At 61.4% G+C, this 17,441-nt stretch carries 15 protein-coding genes; 11 read left to right on the top strand and 4 right to left on the bottom strand.

What is annotated here, in order from left to right; genetic code table 11:
* Positions 1-70: 70 nt before the first annotated feature.
* The 3 genes from dnaQ (at position 71) to N8H71_RS12490 (ending at position 3,869) form a co-directional block, all read left to right on the top strand.
* Positions 71-829, top strand: coding sequence for a DNA polymerase III subunit epsilon (dnaQ, locus tag N8H71_RS12500; protein WP_262194210.1), 759 nt, complete (start codon positions 71-73; stop codon positions 827-829).
* A gap of 155 nt (positions 830-984) precedes the next feature.
* Positions 985-3,240 (top strand): Orn/Lys/Arg decarboxylase N-terminal domain-containing protein, encoded by a 2,256-nt coding sequence (locus N8H71_RS12495; RefSeq protein WP_262194209.1) that lies wholly within the window; start codon positions 985-987, stop codon positions 3,238-3,240.
* Between the two features lie 14 nt (positions 3,241-3,254).
* The gene (locus tag N8H71_RS12490; RefSeq protein ID WP_262194208.1) at positions 3,255-3,869 is read left to right on the top strand and encodes a GNAT family N-acetyltransferase; all 615 of its coding nucleotides are present in this window, start codon (positions 3,255-3,257) and stop codon (positions 3,867-3,869) included.
* Here N8H71_RS12490 and N8H71_RS12485 read toward each other — a convergent pair.
* Both N8H71_RS12485 and N8H71_RS12480 read right to left on the bottom strand, forming a co-directional pair.
* Entirely contained in the window at positions 3,835-4,728 is an 894-nt protein-coding gene (locus tag N8H71_RS12485) for a LysR family transcriptional regulator (RefSeq protein ID WP_262194207.1), read from the bottom strand. The genes N8H71_RS12490 and N8H71_RS12485 overlap by 35 nt on opposite strands.
* Before the next feature lie 85 nt (positions 4,729-4,813).
* Complete coding sequence (locus N8H71_RS12480; RefSeq protein ID WP_262194206.1) at positions 4,814-5,050, bottom strand: hypothetical protein; 237 nt, start codon at positions 5,048-5,050, stop codon at positions 4,814-4,816.
* A 185-nt stretch (positions 5,051-5,235) separates the two neighbouring features.
* Between N8H71_RS12480 and N8H71_RS12475 the strand changes: the two genes are divergently transcribed.
* Both N8H71_RS12475 and N8H71_RS12470 read left to right on the top strand, forming a co-directional pair.
* Positions 5,236-5,793 (top strand): NADPH-dependent FMN reductase, encoded by a 558-nt coding sequence (locus tag N8H71_RS12475; RefSeq protein ID WP_262194204.1) that lies wholly within the window; start codon positions 5,236-5,238, stop codon positions 5,791-5,793.
* A gap of 170 nt (positions 5,794-5,963) precedes the next feature.
* Entirely contained in the window at positions 5,964-7,247 is a 1,284-nt protein-coding gene (locus N8H71_RS12470) for an arsenic transporter (RefSeq protein ID WP_262194203.1), read from the top strand.
* Positions 7,248-7,351: 104 nt separating this feature from the next.
* Here N8H71_RS12470 and N8H71_RS12465 read toward each other — a convergent pair whose 3' ends face one another.
* On the bottom strand, positions 7,352-8,302 hold the full coding sequence (locus N8H71_RS12465; RefSeq protein WP_262194202.1) for a DUF1853 family protein: 951 nt from the start codon (positions 8,300-8,302) through the stop codon (positions 7,352-7,354).
* 115 nt (positions 8,303-8,417) lie between these two features.
* On the opposite strand from N8H71_RS12465, the gene N8H71_RS12460 reads away from it, so the two are divergent.
* From N8H71_RS12460 to pepN, 6 genes are read left to right on the top strand one after another with little or no spacing between them, the layout of a single operon-like run.
* Positions 8,418-9,308, top strand: a complete 891-nt coding sequence (locus N8H71_RS12460; RefSeq protein ID WP_007956919.1) for an NAD(+) kinase — start codon at positions 8,418-8,420, stop codon at positions 9,306-9,308.
* A complete protein-coding gene (locus tag N8H71_RS12455; RefSeq protein WP_431768311.1) occupies positions 9,305-10,279 on the top strand; it encodes a metallophosphoesterase in 975 nt (324 codons plus the stop codon). Before N8H71_RS12460 ends, N8H71_RS12455 begins: the two co-directional genes overlap by 4 nt.
* Complete coding sequence (locus tag N8H71_RS12450) at positions 10,276-11,145, top strand: rhomboid family intramembrane serine protease (RefSeq protein ID WP_262194199.1); 870 nt, start codon at positions 10,276-10,278, stop codon at positions 11,143-11,145. The genes N8H71_RS12455 and N8H71_RS12450 overlap by 4 nt, the downstream gene beginning before the upstream one ends.
* 30 nt (positions 11,146-11,175) lie before the next feature.
* Positions 11,176-11,436, top strand: a complete 261-nt coding sequence (locus N8H71_RS12445) for a YeaC family protein (protein ID WP_262194198.1) — start codon at positions 11,176-11,178, stop codon at positions 11,434-11,436.
* Positions 11,433-12,263 (top strand): DUF2797 domain-containing protein, encoded by an 831-nt coding sequence (locus N8H71_RS12440; protein WP_262194196.1) that lies wholly within the window; start codon positions 11,433-11,435, stop codon positions 12,261-12,263. The genes N8H71_RS12445 and N8H71_RS12440 overlap by 4 nt, the downstream gene beginning before the upstream one ends.
* A gap of 10 nt (positions 12,264-12,273) precedes the next feature.
* Positions 12,274-14,931: an aminopeptidase N gene (gene pepN, locus N8H71_RS12435; RefSeq protein ID WP_262194194.1), complete on the top strand. Its 2,658-nt coding sequence runs from the start codon at positions 12,274-12,276 to the stop codon at positions 14,929-14,931.
* Positions 14,932-15,078: 147 nt separating this feature from the next.
* Here the strand turns inward: pepN and katG are convergent, their stop codons facing one another.
* Positions 15,079-17,343: a catalase/peroxidase HPI gene (katG, locus tag N8H71_RS12430; RefSeq protein ID WP_262194193.1), complete on the bottom strand. Its 2,265-nt coding sequence runs from the start codon at positions 17,341-17,343 to the stop codon at positions 15,079-15,081.
* Between the last annotated feature and the right edge of the window lie 98 nt (positions 17,344-17,441).

The raw sequence follows: 17,441 nt of genomic DNA, 5'->3' as shown, positions 1-17,441 counted from the left end.
ACGACGTCTGTGATGAGCGTGTTAACATCGCCGCTTTTGTACGATTGACCCCGTTGAGAGCTGAACACTGATGGCCACCAGATCCGTTGTACTCGATACCGAAACCACCGGCATGCCGGTGACCGACGGCCACCGGATTATCGAAATCGGTTGTGTCGAGTTGATCGGTCGGCGCCTGACGGGCCGGCACTTTCACGTTTATCTGCAGCCGGATCGCGAAAGTGACGAGGGCGCGATCGGCGTTCACGGTATCACCAACGAATTCCTGGTCGGCAAGCCGCGTTTCGCCGAAGTGGCCGACGAGTTCTTCGAGTTCATCAACGGCGCGCAACTGATCATCCATAACGCGGCGTTCGACGTTGGCTTTATCAACAACGAATTCGCCCTGATGGGCCAGCAGGATCGCGCGGACATCACGCAGCACTGCACGATCCTCGACACCCTGATGATGGCCCGTGAACGTCACCCGGGTCAGCGCAACAGCCTCGATGCCTTGTGCAAACGCTACGGCGTCGACAACTCCGGTCGTGAGCTGCACGGCGCGTTGCTCGACTCGGAGATTCTCGCCGACGTCTACCTGACCATGACTGGTGGCCAGACCAGCCTGTCGCTGGCCGGCAATGCCTCGGACGGCAACGGTACGGGCGAGGGCGCGGACAACTCGGCTACCGAAATCCGCCGTCTGCCGGCGGATCGTCAACCGGGGCGGATCATTCGTGCTACCGAATCCGAGCTGGCCGAACACCAGGTGCGTCTGGAAATCATCGCCAAGTCGGCCGGCGCCCCGGCGCTGTGGACTCAGCTGCTGGAAGCCGAAGCCCAGGCGTAATACAAACAAGGATCGTCCGGACACCCAAGCCGTGTCCGGACGATCCTTTGTTTTTGGAAGTACTGACAACTGGCCACCCTCGCCACATCCGCTCCGACCCTCTACCCTGAGGACATTGGCAGATCATTCTCCGCCGCCTCAGGACACTGAGCCTCATGTACAAAGATCTGAAGTTCCCGGTATTGATCGTTCACCGCGACATCAAGGCCGACACGGTTGCCGGTGACCGCATCCGCGGAATCGCCCGAGAGCTGGAGCTGGAAGGTTTCAGTATCGTTTCGGCCACGGACTACACCGAAGGCCGGCTGGTGGCGTCGACCCATCATGGTCTGGCGTGCATGCTGATCGCCGCCGAAGACGCCAGCACCAACTCCCACCTGTTGCAGAACATGGCCGAACTGATCGGTCTGGCCCGGGTGCGGGCGCCGGATCTGCCGATCTTTGCCCTCGGCGAACAAGTCACCCTGGAAAACGCCCCGGCCGATGCGATGGCCGAGCTTAACCAGCTGCGCGGCATTCTCTACCTGTTCGAAGACACCGTGCCGTTTCTCGCCCGGCAAGTGGCGCGGGCGGCGCGCAAATACCTGGACGGCCTGTTGCCGCCATTCTTCAAGGCGCTGGTGCAGCACACGGCCGATTCCAACTATTCCTGGCACACCCCCGGTCATGGCGGCGGGGTGGCTTATCACAAGAGTCCGGTGGGGCAGGCGTTTCACCAGTTTTTCGGTGAAAACACCCTGCGTTCGGATCTGTCGGTGTCGGTGCCGGAGCTGGGTTCGTTGCTTGACCACACCGGGCCACTGGCCGAGGCGGAAGCGCGAGCTGCGCGCAATTTCGGCGCTGATCATACCTTTTTCGTGATCAATGGCACCTCGACCGCCAACAAGATCGTTTGGCATTCGATGGTCGGCCGCGATGATCTGGTGTTGGTGGACCGCAACTGCCACAAGTCGGTGTTGCACGCGATCATCATGACCGGCGCGATTCCGCTCTACCTGTGTCCGGAGCGCAATGAGCTGGGGATCATTGGTCCGATCCCGTTGAGTGAATTCAGCCGCGAATCGATCCAGGCCAAGATCGATGCCAGTCCGCTGACCAAGGGCCGCGAGCCGAAAGTCAAACTGGCGGTGATCACCAACTCGACCTACGACGGCCTCTGCTACAACGCCGAACTGATCAAGCAGAGTCTGGGCAACAGCGTCGAAGTCCTGCATTTCGACGAGGCCTGGTACGCCTACGCGGCGTTTCACGAATTCTTTGCCGGCCGTTACGGCATGGCCACCTCGCGCAGCGAGGACAGTCCGCTGGTGTTCACCACCCATTCCACCCACAAACTGCTCGCGGCGTTCAGCCAGGCTTCGATGATTCATGTGCAGGACGGCGGCGCGCGGCAGTTAGATCGCGACCGGTTCAACGAAGCGTTCATGATGCACATCTCGACGTCGCCGCAGTACAGCATCATCGCCTCGCTGGACGTGGCGTCGGCGATGATGGAAGGGCCGGCTGGACGCTCGCTGCTACAGGAGACCTTCGACGAAGCCCTGAGCTTTCGCCGGGCACTGGCCAATCTGCGCCAGCACATCGCCGCTGACGATTGGTGGTTCTCGATCTGGCAGCCGCCGGGTGTCGAGGGTATCGACCGGGTGCAGACCGAGGACTGGCTGCTGCAACCGGATGCGGACTGGCACGGTTTCGGCGAGGTCAGTGACGACTACGTATTGCTCGACCCGATCAAGGTCACCCTGGTCATGCCGGGCCTGACCGCCGGCGGCGCTTTAAGCGACAAGGGCATTCCGGCGGCTGTCGTCAGCCGCTTCCTCTGGGAGCGCGGACTGGTGGTGGAGAAAACCGGTCTGTATTCATTTCTGGTGCTGTTTTCCATGGGCATCACCAAGGGCAAGTGGAGCACGCTGCTGACCGAACTGCTGGAGTTCAAGCGCAGCTACGACGCCAACGTCAGCCTCGACACCTGCCTGAAGTGTGTCGCCCAGGAAGATCCTGTGCGTTATCGCGGCATGGGCCTGCGCGATCTGTGCGATCAGCTCCACGTCTGCTATCGCAGCAACGCCACCGCCAAACACCTCAAGCGCATGTACACCGTACTGCCGGAAATCGCCATGAAACCGGCCCATGCCTACGACCAACTGGTGCGCGGCGAGGTCGAAGCGGTGCCGATCGATGAGCTGGAAGGCCGGGTGGCGGCGGTGATGCTGGTGCCGTACCCGCCGGGCATTCCGTTGATCATGCCTGGCGAACGCTTTACCGAATCCACGCGCTCGATCATCGAATACCTCAGGTTTGCCCGCACGTTCGACGCAACGTTTCCGGGGTTCGTGGTCGATGTGCACGGTTTGCAACATGAAGATGAGGGCAATGGGCGGCAATACACCGTCGATTGCGTCAAGGAATGAGGGCTTTTCCGAGTATGCAACCGGTCATGAATCCGAAATACCCAGGGTTGTCGGTGCGGGTCGCCGATGACGGTTTTGCCGCGTATATCTGGGGCAGCGATTTCAGTTTCGAGGTGGCCGCCTACGGCGCGGCCGACATCGGCAAACCCGTGGCGCAGTGGGTTGTGACGCCCATCGTGCCGTATCGCAAGTGCTACGGTATCGATCCGGAGGAGTTCAGCAGTTTTCGCGATGCTGCCGACAGCGCGATTTTCATGGCGTATCTGGAGGACGAACCGGTCGGTCATCTGGTGATCAGCACTAACTGGAACGGCTTCGCCCATATCGATGAACTGGCGGTACACGCCCCGGCGCGGCGCCATGGTGTGGCCAGGGCTTTGCTCGACGTGGCGCAGTTCTGGAGTCGCAAGAAAAAGCTGCCGGGGATCATGCTGGAAACCCAGAACAACAATCTCGGCGCTTGTCGCCTGTATGAGCGTTGCGGCTACGTGATTGGCGGCATCGACCACCTGCGTTATCGCGGCATCGATCCGAACACCGCCGAAGTGGCGTTGTTCTGGTATCGATTGTTCGATAACCCGCTGGAGCATCCGATCAGTTCGCCAGCATCGCCTCGGCTTGTTCCGTGACGATCCCGAGCAGCGTCTGAATCGCCGCTGACGGCGTGGCGTGTCTGAAGGTCAGGGCATAGAGGCTGATCGGTACCGCCGGCGACAGAGGGCAGACATCGAGACCGCCCGCCCGTGCGCCAAGGGCGGTGAACGGGTCGACGATCGCCAGGCCTTCGCCTGCCTCGACCATGCTGCGCATCATCTGATGGGTCTGCACCCGGGTCTGGATAGTCGGCGCGGGGCGCAGGGCATGCAGTTTGTTTTCCAGGGCCGGGCTCAGCGGGTCCTGGCCTTCGAGTCCGACCATGGCCTGGCCGGCCAGATCCTGCAGGGAAATGTACTTCTGCTTCGGCTGCAGCCAGCCGTGGGGCGCGAGCAACTGCAATTTGCCCTGGGCCAGCGGCTGGCAGTGAATGTCGGGGTGTTGTGGATCGTGCAGGCTCAGCCCCAGATCGCTGTCGCGCAGCAACAGGTGGCGGACGATGTCGCGGGTCGGTTCGCTGAGCAGGGTGCAGGGAACGTCGGGCAGGCGTCGGCGCAGGGCGGCGAGACTTTGCGGCAAAAGTTGCTGGGCCAGCGGCGGGGTGCCGATGATCCGCAGGGGAGGAGCGAGGTATTGCTTGAGGCTGCTGGCCAGCCGTTGCACCGGCTCCAGCGCTTCATAGATGTGGCCGATTTCGACTTGCAGCGCCCGGGCCTCCGGGGTGGCTTGAAGCCGGCCGCGTACGCTGGCGAACAGCATGAAACCGAGCTGACTCTCGGCTTCGCGCAAACGATCTTCGACCTCGGATGCCTGTAGTTGCAGCCATTCGGCAGCGGTGCCGACGTGACCGGTCTGCAAAAGCGCCTGAATCACCTCGATATGACGTAAACGCATGCGTGAAATCCATGTCCGGCCGTTGGGGTCAGTGGCTGAATCCTACCCCAACTCGGCGCGCATGACTTCTGCTCATAACGATCAGTTATGAAGCAACGCTCGGCTCGGGCTCGCGGATCAGGGTAATGCCCGACTGAACCAGCAGAAACTCGTTTTCGTCGATTTTATTGATGCGGTCGCCAATCGCCAGTTTGTAGGTGGTAACGGGCTCCGTGCCGGTGAAACCGTCTGCCGACGGATTGGATTCCTGGAACTCATGCACGGAATAAACGCGGCCTTCCGCATCTCTTGCATGGAACTGACCGACGAGTACTGCTGCCATCTGCTTAGAACCTCTGGAGATAAAACGCTTGATTTGCGGCTTGGTAGACCGTCATCGAGCTTGGTAAGTTTTCCTACAGGAAAAAAATATTCCAGACGCGGGAAATTACCTTCAGCGTCTGGTGGAATCGTCGCCGGATCATCTATAACTACTGGCTCCTCCCACGGACAGTCGAGAGTCTTCCAATGAGCAATGTCTATAACGTCGCAGTAGTGGTCGGCAGCCTGCGCAAGGCGTCCATCAACCGCAAGGTCGCCCTGGCGCTGGCGGAACTGGCACCGGCCAATCTCAAGCTGAACATTGTCGAAATTGGCGATCTGCCACTCTACAACGAAGACATCGACGGCGATTCACCGCCGGCAGCCTACAGCACTTTCCGGCAAAAAGTGGGTTCATCCGACGCTCTGCTGTTTGTCACCCCGGAGTACAACCGCTCGGTGCCGGCGCCTCTGAAGAACGCGATCGACGTCGGTTCGCGACCGTATGGCAAGAGTGTCTGGAGCGGCAAACCGGGCGCGGTGATCAGCGTTTCGCCGGGTGCCATCGGTGGTTTCGGCGCCAACCAGCATCTGCGTCAGTCCTTTGTTTTCCTCAACGTGCCTTGCATGCAGCAGCCGGAAGCCTACCTGGGCGGCGCGGGCACGGCGTTCGATGAGTCGGGCAAACTGAATGAGTCGGTGAAGCCGTTCCTGCAAAGTTTCATCAATGCCTTTGGTGAGTGGGTGGCGCAGCACAAGAAGTGAACCAGCGGTTTTACTGACAAAAATCGATACCCTGTGGGAGCGAGCTTGCTCGCGAAGACGGACTATCAGTCACCCATGATGTATGGCTGATGGCCTCTTCGCGAGCAAGCTCGCTCCCACAGGTTTTGTGGTGTGGCTCAATTTTTCTCTTTTATTGAAGGCTGTCGCGAATGCTCGCTGCGTCACTGATTTTCCTGCTGACCATTACCCTGGTGATCTGGCAACCCAAAGGCCTCGGGGTCGGCTGGAGTGCAACGTTCGGCGCCATCGTCGCGCTGATTTTCGGTGTGGTGCACCTGAGTGACATCCCGCTGGTGTGGCAAATCATCTGGAACGCCACTGGCACGTTCGTGGCGCTGATCATCATCAGTCTGCTGCTCGACGAGGCCGGATTTTTCGCCTGGGCTGCTTTGCACGTAGCGCGTTGGGGGCGGGGCAGCGGGCGCAAGCTGTTTGCCTTCATGGTGCTGCTCGGCGCGCTGGTGTCGGCGCTGTTCGCCAATGATGGCGCGGCGCTGATCCTCACGCCAATCGTGATCTCAATGTTGCTGGCCCTGCGTTTTTCCCCGGCGGCGACTTTGGCGTTCGTCATGGGCGCGGGGTTCATTGCAGACACCGCGAGCCTGCCGCTGGTGGTGTCGAACCTGGTGAACATCGTCTCGGCCGACTTCTTCCACATCGGATTCAACCGCTATGCGGCGGTGATGGTGCCGGTCAACTTCGTCAGCGTCGCGGCCACGCTGGGCATGTTGCTGTGGTTCTTCCACCGTGACATTCCCAAGAGTTACGACCCGGAACAGCTTGAACATCCGGAAACCGCCATTCACGACAAGGCCACGTTCTATGCCGGTTGGGCGGTGCTGCTGATTCTGTTGATCGGTTGCTTCGCGCTGGAACCGCTGGGGATTCCGATCAGTGCGATCTCGGCGGTGTGCGCGGCGCTGTTGCTGGCAATTGCCGCGCGCGGGCACAAGATCTCCACGCGCAAAGTCATGAAAGAGGCGCCGTGGCAGATCGTGATTTTCTCGCTGGGCATGTACCTGGTGGTCTACGGACTGCGCAATGCCGGGCTCACCGATTATCTGGCGGGGTGGCTCGATGTGTTCGCCGGTTACGGTGTGTGGGGCGCGGCGATGGGCACCGGGGTGCTGACGGCCTTGTTGTCGTCGATCATGAACAACCTGCCGACGGTGCTGGTCGGCCTGCTGTCGATCGATGCCAGTCAGGCCAGCGGTGTGGTGAAAGAAACGATGATCTACGCCAACGTGATCGGCAGCGACCTGGGGCCGAAAATCACCCCGATCGGCAGTCTCGCGACCTTGCTTTGGCTGCATGTGCTGGAGCGCAAGGACATCCGGATCGGCTGGGGGTATTACTTCAAGGTCGGGATCGTTCTGACGGTGCCGGTTCTGTTGGTTACCCTGGCGGCACTCGCTGTGAGACTTTCCATTTAGACCGAGTCGGCCCCTTCGCGAGCAGGCTCGCTCCCACATTTGAAACATATTCCACTGTGGAAGCGAGCTTGCTCGCGAAGGGGCCAGATCAGGCGCCACAGAAATCAGGATTGGCCGGGCACATTCGGCCAAAGATCCGACACCAGAAACAGCCGCTCGGCTTCTTCCCACTCACCCCGGGCGTTTTCGGTCAGGCGCACCATCAGTTGCGCCGGGGCCAGCGGTTCGAGTTCATCGAGCCAGGCCTGCAAGTGGCCGTTGCTCCAGGTCTGGTCCGCCGGGTAGTGCGCCGGCGCCAGCCAGGCGTGGCGGGGCAGGGGTTGCCAGCGTCCGTCCGGGCGCTGGGCGACAAACGCCGGCCAGTCTTTCTGATGCAGCCAGCTGCCACGCAAATGCTGCGGGTGGGCGCCGCTGGGTGGCACGGATTGGCCGGGCCATGGATACAACAGGTACCCGCCAAGCCACAGTTGCGCACTGAACGATCCGACATCCAGCGCCGCCAGTACTTCGCGGCTTTCCGGGCGCGCGGAGATCGGCAGCTGATGTTCGCTCAGGTGCGCCAGTTTGCGATCCAGCCGATCATGACAACCCGGCCCCAGCCACGACGCCGGATCATGCCCGCCGCCATTCTGCGGGCCGAGGTAGAGCTTGATCGCCAGTTCCAGGTGATGCACGCCGTCGCGGTCGCGCATCAGCATGTCCAGCTCGCCGAGGGTGTGGCCTTCGCGGCGGATCGGCAGATTCGCGGCGATCAGTTCGATGCCCGGCGCGTGTTCTACCGCAAATTGCCACAACCGCTCGTAATACAGACCCAGGCGCCGGGTGCGGGCCTGGGACAGCCAGTGCAGCAGGCCATAACTGTCGCGGTCGAGTTGGCGCAGCCAGTGTTCCAGGCGCTCGGGGTCGCTGACCCAGTCGCTGCCCGCCAGCGGATGGCGCTGCGGCCACGGGGTGGCGGCGAGCATCGGCGGGGCAAGGATCACCCACGCCAGATCACGCACCTCGGGGTGGCGTAACTGGTGGGGCAACTGGAGCAAATCGGGAAATAGGATCATCTTGCGAGCATAGCCTCAAACACCGGTGCATCCTCGGGGCTGAAAGGATTTTGTCTATCCGGCGCTTTCGCCCATAATCGTGCTCTTCGCCGTCTCAGTCCCCCGCAGGAGTCCCATGGAGCAATTTCGTAATATCGGCATCATCGGTCGCCTGGGCAGCTCCCAGGTGCTGGATACCGTCCGCCGACTGAAACGCTTCCTGCTCGATCGTCACCTGCATGTGATTCTCGAAGACACCATCGCCGAAGTCCTGCCGGGCCATGGCCTGCAGACCTCGTCGCGCAAGATGCTCGGCGAAGTCTGCGACATGGTCATCGTGGTCGGCGGTGACGGCAGCCTGCTCGGCGCGGCGCGGGCACTGGCCAAGCACAATATTCCGGTGCTCGGGATCAACCGTGGCAGCCTCGGCTTTCTCACCGACATCCGCCCCGACGAGCTGGAAATCAAGGTCGCCGAGGTGCTCGACGGCCACTATCTGGTGGAAAACCGCTTCCTGCTGCAGGCCGAAGTCCGTCGCCACGCCGAGGCCATCGGCCAGGGCGATGCGCTCAACGACGTGGTGCTGCACCCGGGCAAATCGACGCGGATGATCGAGTTCGAGCTGTACATCGACGGCCAGTTCGTCTGCAGCCAGAAGGCCGACGGCCTGATCGTGTCGACCCCGACCGGTTCCACTGCGTACGCGCTGTCCGCCGGTGGCCCGATCATGCATCCCAAGCTTGACGCTATTGTGATTGTGCCGATGTACCCCCATACCTTGTCGGGCAGACCGATCGTGGTCGATGGCAACAGTGAGCTGAAAATCGTCGTGTCCAAAGATATGCAGATCTACCCGCAGGTGTCCTGCGACGGGCAGAACCACTTCACCTGCGCGCCGGGCGACACCATCACCGTCAGCAAGAAAGCGCAGAAGCTGCGGCTGATCCATCCGCTCGACCACAACTACTACGAAGTCTGCCGCACCAAGCTCGGCTGGGGCAGCAAGTTGGGTGGTGGAGGCGACTGATGCTCGATCCCGCGCGCAGTTATGACCTGATTGGTGACGTGCACGGATGCGCCCTGACCCTGGAACACCTGCTGGACCGTCTCGGTTATCACAAGCAGGGCGGGGTCTGGCGGCATCCATCGCGCATGGCCGTGTTTGTCGGCGACATCATCGACCGTGGCCCGCGGATTCGCGAGGCGCTGCACATCGTCCATGACATGGTCGAGGCAGGTCAGGCGTTGTGCATCATGGGCAACCACGAATTCAACGCGCTCGGCTGGAGCACCCCGGCGCCTCCGGGCAGCGGCAAGCAGTTCGTCCGTGAACACACGCCGCGCCATGCCCGTCTGCTGCATGAAACCCTGACCCAGTTCGAAAACCATCCAGGTGACTGGCACGACTTCCAGCGCTGGTTCTATGAACTGCCGTTGTTCGTCGACGCGGGACGCTTCCGGGTCGTGCATGCCTGCTGGGATGCCGGTCTGATCGAGCCGCTGCGCGCGCTGTTTCCCGATGGCTGCATCGATGAACACTTTCTCCAGGCTTCCGCCGTACCGGGCAGCTTTGCCTGCACGGTGTTCGATCGCCTGCTGCGCGGCACCGACATGCGTCTGCCGGATGGTCTGACCATGACCAGCGGTGACGGCCTGGTGCGTTCGTTCTTCCGCACCAAGTTCTGGGAAGACGATCCGCAGACCTACGGCGACATTGTGTTCCAGCCCGATGCCTTGCCGGAGCCGGTGGCGCAGAAGCCGCTGACCTCCAGTGAAAAGAATTCCCTGCTGCGCTACGGCGTCGATGAGCCGTTGCTGTTCGTCGGCCATTACTGGCGCAGCGGCAAACCGGCGCCGATCCGCCCGAACCTCGCGTGCCTGGATTACAGCGCGGTGTTGTACGGCAAACTGGTGGCCTATCGTCTGGATCAGGAAACCCGCCTCGATCCGCATAAATTTGTCTGGGTCGACGTCGAGCGGCCGGAGGTGCTGCGATGAGTGCCATAGCCGTCTTGCGTGTGCCGTTGGCAGCGGACCTGAGTGGTTTCGTCAAACTGTTGCAACGCATGCAGGTGCCGCACCGTGTCAGCGAAGAGTCTGGGGAACAGGTGCTGTGGGTGCCGTCAGAGATCAGCGAAGACGTGCGTTCGCTGTACGAGCGTTTCCCGGCGGGCGACCCGGATCAGCAACTGGAAATTCCCGTAGCGCCGACGTTCAAGCGTCCAAGCTTCGCCGAGCAACTGAAGCACGCGAAGGCCACCGGGTTGATTCTGCTGCTGAGCCTGATCGTCGGCGGGTTGACCTTTCTTGGCGATAACCTCGAAACCATGCGTTGGCTGACCTTCCTCGATTTTCGCGTGGTCGGCGACTACATCCACTTCACGCCATTGGCCGACAGCCTGGCGGCGGGGCAGTGGTGGCGCCTGTTCACGCCGATGCTGATTCACTTCGGCATCCTGCACCTGGCCATGAACGGCATGTGGTACTGGGAACTGGGGCGGCGCATCGAGTCGCGCCAGGGCAGCGTCAACCTGATCGGCCTGACGCTGCTGTTCGGCCTCGTTTCCAACTATGCGCAGTTCGCGTGGGGCGGCCCGAGCCTGTTCGGCGGCCTGTCTGGCGTACTTTACGGATTGCTCGGTCACTGCTGGATCTTCCAGCTGCTGGCGCCGAACCCGGCCTATCGCCTGCCGCGCGGCGTGCTGGTGATGATGCTGGTGTGGTTGCTGGTGTGCATGTCGGGGCTGATCTCGATGATCGGTTTCGGCGAAATCGCCAACGCCGCCCACGTCGGCGGGTTACTCATCGGATGCTTCACCGGTTTGTTGGGCGGTTTGTACAACCGCCGTAAACTGGCCGCCTGAATTTTTTGAATAAAGAGCACGGAGACCCTGATGTCCTCTTTTAACGATTTGATCAAGAACATCACCCCGGACATCTACCTGAGCCTGAAACTGGCCGTAGAGATCGGCAAATGGTCGGACGGTGGCAAACTCACCGCCGAACAGCGTGAACTGTCGTTGCAGGCGATGATCGCCTGGGAAATGCAAAACCTGCCCGAGGAAGAGCGCACCGGTTACATGGGCCCGCAGGAATGTGCGTCGAAGTCGATCGAAGTGCCGAACATCCTGTTCAAGTCGGACGCCATCCATTGATCGAGATCGGCCGCGGTGCAATCAGCAAAATGTCGGCGCGCCTGGACGGGCCGAACGTGCAATACGCGTTTCGTCTGGATGACGTCGAGGTGCCGGTCAACCCGTTGATCGGCACGACGGTGCGTCTGGAATACCTGGGGGCGATCCACTGCACCCATTGCGGGCGCAAGACCAAGACCAGTTTCAGTCAGGGTTATTGCTACCCGTGCATGACCAAACTGGCCCAGTGCGACCTCTGCATCATGAGCCCGGAACGCTGCCACTTCGAGGCCGGCACCTGCCGGGAACCTGAGTGGGGCGAGAAGTTCTGCATGACCGACCACGTCGTCTACCTGGCCAATTCGTCAGGCATCAAGGTCGGCATCACCCGCGCCACCCAGTTGCCGACTCGCTGGCTCGATCAGGGCGCCAGTCAGGCGTTGCCGATCATGCGCGTTTCCACGCGGCAGCAGTCGGGGTTCGTCGAAGACCTGTTCCGCAGTCAGGTGGCGGACAAGACCAACTGGCGCGCGCTGCTCAAGGGCGATGCGGCGGCGGTGGATCTGGCACAAGTGCGCGATCAGCTGTTCGCCAGCTGCGCCGAAGGTTTGCAGGGCTTGCAGGAACGTTTCGGCTTGCAGGCGATTCAGCCGCTCACCGATGTCGAGCCGCTGGAAATCCGTTACCCGGTCGAGCAGTACCCGGCCAAGATCGTCAGCTTCAACCTGGACAAGAACCCGATTGCCGAAGGCACGCTGCTGGGGATCAAGGGCCAGTACCTGATCTTCGACACCGGCGTGATCAACATTCGCAAGTACACGGCCTATCAGCTCGCCGTGCATCAATAAGGACTTCAGCATGCGCACCGAACAACCGAAGATGATTTACCTGAAGGACTATCAGGCGCCCGAGTACCTGATCGATGAAACACACCTGACCTTCGAGTTGTTCGAGGACCACAGTCTGGTCCACGCGCAACTGGTGATGCGCCGCAACCCGGCCCGTGGCCCGGGCCTGCCGCCGCTGGTGCTCGATGGCCAGCAGCTGGAATTGCTCTCGGTGACCCTGGCAGACCAGGAACTGAGCGCCGACCATTATCAACTGACCGAGAACCACCTGACCCTGCAACCGGCCAGCGAAACCTTCACGGTCGACACCAGCGTCAAGATCCACCCGGAAACCAACACCGCACTGGAAGGCTTGTACAAGTCCGGCACGATGTTCTGCACCCAGTGCGAGGCCGAAGGTTTCCGCAAGATCACTTATTACCTCGACCGCCCGGACGTGATGAGCAAATTCACCACCACCGTGGTCGCCGAGCAGCACAGCTATCCGGTGCTGCTGTCCAACGGCAACCCGATCGCCAGCGGCCCCGGCGAAGACGGCCGGCACTGGGCGACCTGGGAAGATCCGTTCATGAAACCGGCGTATCTGTTCGCGCTGGTGGCCGGTGACCTGTGGTGCGTTGAAGACAGCTTCACCACCATGACCAATCGCAACGTGGCGCTGCGCATTTACGTCGAGCCGGAAAACATCGACAAGTGCCAGCACGCCATGAACAGCCTGAAGAAGTCGATGCGCTGGGACGAAGAGGTCTACGGTCGCGAGTACGATCTGGACATCTTCATGATCGTCGCCGTGAACGACTTCAACATGGGCGCGATGGAGAACAAGGGCCTCAACATCTTCAACTCCAGCGCCGTGCTGGCCCGTGCCGAAACCGCCACCGACGCCGCGCACCAGCGCGTTGAAGCGATCGTCGCTCACGAATACTTCCACAACTGGTCGGGCAACCGCGTGACCTGCCGCGACTGGTTCCAGTTGTCGCTCAAAGAAGGTTTCACCGTCTTCCGCGATTCCGGCTTCTCCGCCGACATGAATTCGGCCACGCTCAAGCGCATTCAGGACGTGGCGTACCTGCGTACCCACCAGTTCGCCGAAGATGCCGGCCCGATGGCCCACGCCGTGCGCCCGGACAGCTTCATCGAGATTTCCAACTTCTACACCCTGACCGTGTACGAAAAGGGTTCGGAAGTGGTCGGCATGATCCACACCCTGCTGGGCGCCGAAGGCTTCCGCAAGGGCAGCGACCTGTACTTTGAACGCCACGACGGCCAGGCCGTGACCTGCGATGACTTCATCAAGGCCATGGAAGATGCCAACGGCGTCGACCTGACCCAGTTCAAGCGCTGGTACAGCCAGGCCGGTACACCGCGTCTGGCGGTGAGCGAGTCTTACGATGCCGCCGCGAAAACCTACAGCCTGACCTTCCGCCAGAGCTGCCCGGAAACCCCGGACAAGGTTGAAAAGCTGCCGTTCGTGATCCCGGTGGAGCTGGGCCTGCTCGACAGCCAGGGCAACGAGATTGCCCTGCGTCTGGCCGGCGAAGCCTCGGCCCAAGGCACTAGCCGAGTGATCTCGGTGACCGAAGCCGAGCAGACGTTCACCTTCGTCGACATTGCCGAACAGCCGCTGCCATCGCTGCTGCGCGGTTTCTCGGCGCCGGTGAAGCTGAGCTTCCCGTACAACCGCGATCAGTTGATGTTCCTGATGCAGCACGACACCGACGGTTTCAACCGATGGGATGCCGGCCAGCAACTGTCGGTGCAGGTGCTGCAAGAGTTGATCGGCCAGCAGCAGAAGGGCGAAAGCCTGGTGCTCGACCCACGTCTGGTTTCCGCTCTGCGCACTGTGCTGTCGGACGAGTCGCTGGATCAGGCGATGGTTGCGGAAATGCTCTCGCTGCCGGGTGAAGCCTATCTGACGGAAATCAGCGAAACGGCTGACGTCGATGCGATCCACAACGCCCGCGAGTTCGCCCGCAAGCAACTTTCGGAAGATCTGTTCGAAGCGCTGTGGTTGCGTTACCAGGCCAACCGTGACCTGTCCAAGCAAACCGCGTACGTGGCCGAGGCCGAGCACTTCGCCCGTCGCGCATTGCAGAACATTGCCTTGTCGTACCTGATGCTCAGCGGCAAACCGGAAGTGTTGGCGGCGACGCTGGAGCAATTCGACAGCGCCGACAATATGACCGAACGCCTGACCGCACTCGCGGTGCTGGTCAACTCGCCGTTTGAAGACGAGAAGGCCAAGGCCCTGGCCAGTTTTGCCGAGCACTTCAAGGACAATCCGCTGGTCATGGATCAGTGGTTCAGCGTGCAGGCCGGCAGCACATTGCCGGGCGGTCTGGAACGCGTGAAGGCGTTGATGCAGCACCCGGCGTTCAACATCAAGAATCCGAACAAGGTGCGTGCGCTGGTCGGTGCGTTCGCCGGGCAGAACCTGATCAACTTCCATGCGGCGGACGGTTCGGGCTATCGCTTCCTCGCGGATCTGGTGATCGAGCTGAACGGCTTCAACCCGCAGATCGCTTCGCGTCAACTGGCGCCGCTGACTCGCTGGCGCAAGTATGACGGTGCTCGTCAGGCGTTGATGAAGGCGGAGCTGGAGCGGATTCTGGCGTCCGGTCAGCTGTCCAGTGATGTGTATGAAGTGGTCAGCAAAAGCCTTGCGTAAGCCGGGATAGCACCGCTTAAAACTGTGGGGGCGACGGTGCGACGATTCGACTTGCTCGCGAATGCGGTAGTTCAGACGACATCTCCGTGTCTGATACTCCCTCTTCGCGAGCAAGCTCGCTCCCACAGTTGTTATGCGTTTCCTCAGTTACTTCAGATCAAACCGATCCAGATCCATCACCTTCGCCCAAGCCGCAACGAAGTCCGTGACGAACTGTTCCTTCGCATCGGAACTGGCATACACCTCGGCCAGCGCCCGCAGTATCGCGTTGGAACCGAACACCAGATCGACCCGGGTCGCCGTCCATTTCACGCTGCCGGTTTTACGGTCACGACCTTCGAACTCGGTTTTCGACGTCGGTTTCCATTCCACGCCCATGTCCAGCAGGTTGCGGAAGAAGTCGTTGGTCAATGAACCGGGTTTGTCGGTGAACACCCCGTGTTTCGTCTTGCCGACATTGGTGTCCAGCACGCGCAGGCCGCCAACCAGCACGGTGAGCTCTGGCGCTGAAAGTGTCAGCAGTTGCGCCTTGTCGATCAGCAATGCTTCGGCCGGCACGCGATAGGTGCTGGCAGCGTAGTTGCGGAAGCCATCAGTGTGCGGTTCAAGGAAGCCGAACGACTCGACGTCGGTTTGTTCCTGAGTTGCATCCGTGCGCCCTGGATTGAACGGCACGGTCACCGTGTGCCCGGCGTTTTTCGCCGCTTGTTCGACACCGGCATTACCCGCAAGCACGATCAGGTCCGCCAGCGAGACTTGCTTGCCTGCCGCCCCGGCGTTGAACTCGTTCTGAATGCCTTCGAGGACTTTCAGCACCTTGTCCAGTTGCTCCGGCTGGTTGGCTTGCCAGAACTTTTGCGGTGCCAGACGCAGACGCCCGCCATTGGCGCCGCCGCGTTTGTCCGAACCCCGGAAGGTCGATGCGGCCGCCCAGGCGGTGGAGACCAGTTCCGAAACGGACAGCCCCGACGCCAGTACTTTGCTTTTCAGCGCGGTTACATCAGCGTCGCCTACCAATGGATGATTGGCCTCGGGAATCGGGTCTTGCCACAGCAGTTCTTCCTGCGGCAATTCCGGGCCGAGATAACGCGAGAGCGGGCCCATGTCGCGGTGGATCAGTTTGTACCAGGCGCGAGCGAAGGCATCAGCCAGTTGATCGGGATTGGCCAGGAAACGCCGCGAAATCTTCTCGTAGGCCGGGTCGAAACGCAGGGCCAGGTCAGAGGTGAGCATGGTCGGGTCGATGCGTTTGTTCGGGTCGTGGGCGTGGGGAATGGTGCCGGCCCCGGCGCCGTTTTTCGGTTTCCACTGATGGGCGCCGGCCGGGCTCTTGGTCAATTCCCACTCGAAGCCGAACAGGTTTTCCAGGTAATTGTTGCTCCACTTCGTCGGGGTGGTGGTCCAGGTCACTTCCAGGCCGCTGGTGATGGTGTCCGCACCTTTACCGGTGCCGAAGGTGCTTTTCCAGCCCAGGCCTTGTTCTTCGAGGCCGGCGGCTTCCGGTTCCGGGCCGACGTTATCGGCCGGGCCGGCGCCGTGGGTCTTGCCGAAGGCGTGGCCGCCGGCGATCAGGGCAACGGTTTCCTCGTCATTCATGGCCATGCGGCCGAAGGTTTCGCGGATGTCCTTGGCTGAGGCTACCGGATCGGGATTGCCTTCCGGGCCTTCCGGGTTCACGTAAATCAGGCCCATCTGCACGGCGGCGAGCGGGTTTTCCAGGTTGCGTTCGCCCTGATTGGTACGGCTTTCCTCATTGCCGTGTTCGGCGGGCTCGGCCACTAGTGTGCCTTCGCCCGGCGGCTGCATGGATTCCGGATCCTTGCCGTAGCGATTGTCGCCGCCCAGCCATTTGTTTTCCGAGCCCCAGTAGACGTCTTCGTCCGGTTCCCAGACGTCCGCGCGACCACCAGAGAAACCGAAGGTCTTGAAGCCCATGGATTCCAGCGCGACGTTGCCGGTGAGAACGATCAGGTCGGCCCAGGAAATGTTGCGGCCGTATTTCTGTTTGATCGGCCATAGCAGGCGGCGGGCCTTGTCGAGGCTGACGTTGTCCGGCCAGCTGTTGAGCGGGGCGAAACGTTGCTGGCCGGAGCCGGCGCCGCCACGTCCGTCAGCGGTGCGATAGGTGCCGGCGCTGTGCCAGGCCATGCGGATGAAGAGCGGGCCGTAGTGGCCGAAGTCCGCTGGCCACCACTCCTGGGAGTCGGTCATCAACGCCGTCAGATCGCGCTTGAGGGCCTGGAAATCCAGGCTTTTGAAAGCCTTGGCGTAGTCGAAGTCCTTGCCCAGCGGATCGGATGCGGGCGAGTGCTGACTCAGGATTTTCAGGTTCAGTTGATTCGGCCACCAATCGCGGTTCGTCGTGCCACCGCCGGCGGCGTGATTGAACGGGCATTTCGATTCATTTGCCATGTTCGGGTCCTTATCAGGTCTTCTGCGGCCGGCTCGTGCCGACTTCGGAGTAGTAAGGCTAGACCCGACTCGGCGAGTCAGCTAATAGGCCGACTATT

The sequence above is a fragment of the Pseudomonas koreensis genome, from assembly GCF_025447595.1.
Taxonomy (GTDB): domain Bacteria; phylum Pseudomonadota; class Gammaproteobacteria; order Pseudomonadales; family Pseudomonadaceae; genus Aquipseudomonas; species Aquipseudomonas koreensis_H.
This window is presented reverse-complemented; position numbering and strand designations above follow the sequence as displayed.

Bases quoted from the DNA above. Each gene is read 5' to 3' on its own strand.
- dnaQ (WP_262194210.1), top strand. From the start codon at position 71: ATGGCCACCAGATCCGTTGTACTCGATACCGAAACCACCGGCATGCCG.
- N8H71_RS12495 (WP_262194209.1), top strand. From the start codon at position 985: ATGTACAAAGATCTGAAGTTCCCGGTATTGATCGTTCACCGCGACATC.
- N8H71_RS12490 (WP_262194208.1), top strand. From the start codon at position 3,255: ATGCAACCGGTCATGAATCCGAAATACCCAGGGTTGTCGGTGCGGGTC.
- N8H71_RS12485 (WP_262194207.1), bottom strand. From the start codon at position 4,728: ATGCGTTTACGTCATATCGAGGTGATTCAGGCGCTTTTGCAGACCGGT.
- N8H71_RS12480 (WP_262194206.1), bottom strand. From the start codon at position 5,050: ATGGCAGCAGTACTCGTCGGTCAGTTCCATGCAAGAGATGCGGAAGGC.
- N8H71_RS12475 (WP_262194204.1), top strand. From the start codon at position 5,236: ATGAGCAATGTCTATAACGTCGCAGTAGTGGTCGGCAGCCTGCGCAAG.
- N8H71_RS12470 (WP_262194203.1), top strand. From the start codon at position 5,964: ATGCTCGCTGCGTCACTGATTTTCCTGCTGACCATTACCCTGGTGATC.
- N8H71_RS12465 (WP_262194202.1), bottom strand. From the start codon at position 8,302: ATGATCCTATTTCCCGATTTGCTCCAGTTGCCCCACCAGTTACGCCAC.
- N8H71_RS12460 (WP_007956919.1), top strand. From the start codon at position 8,418: ATGGAGCAATTTCGTAATATCGGCATCATCGGTCGCCTGGGCAGCTCC.
- N8H71_RS12450 (WP_262194199.1), top strand. From the start codon at position 10,276: ATGAGTGCCATAGCCGTCTTGCGTGTGCCGTTGGCAGCGGACCTGAGT.
- N8H71_RS12445 (WP_262194198.1), top strand. From the start codon at position 11,176: ATGTCCTCTTTTAACGATTTGATCAAGAACATCACCCCGGACATCTAC.
- pepN (WP_262194194.1), top strand. From the start codon at position 12,274: ATGCGCACCGAACAACCGAAGATGATTTACCTGAAGGACTATCAGGCG.
- katG (WP_262194193.1), bottom strand. From the start codon at position 17,343: ATGGCAAATGAATCGAAATGCCCGTTCAATCACGCCGCCGGCGGTGGC.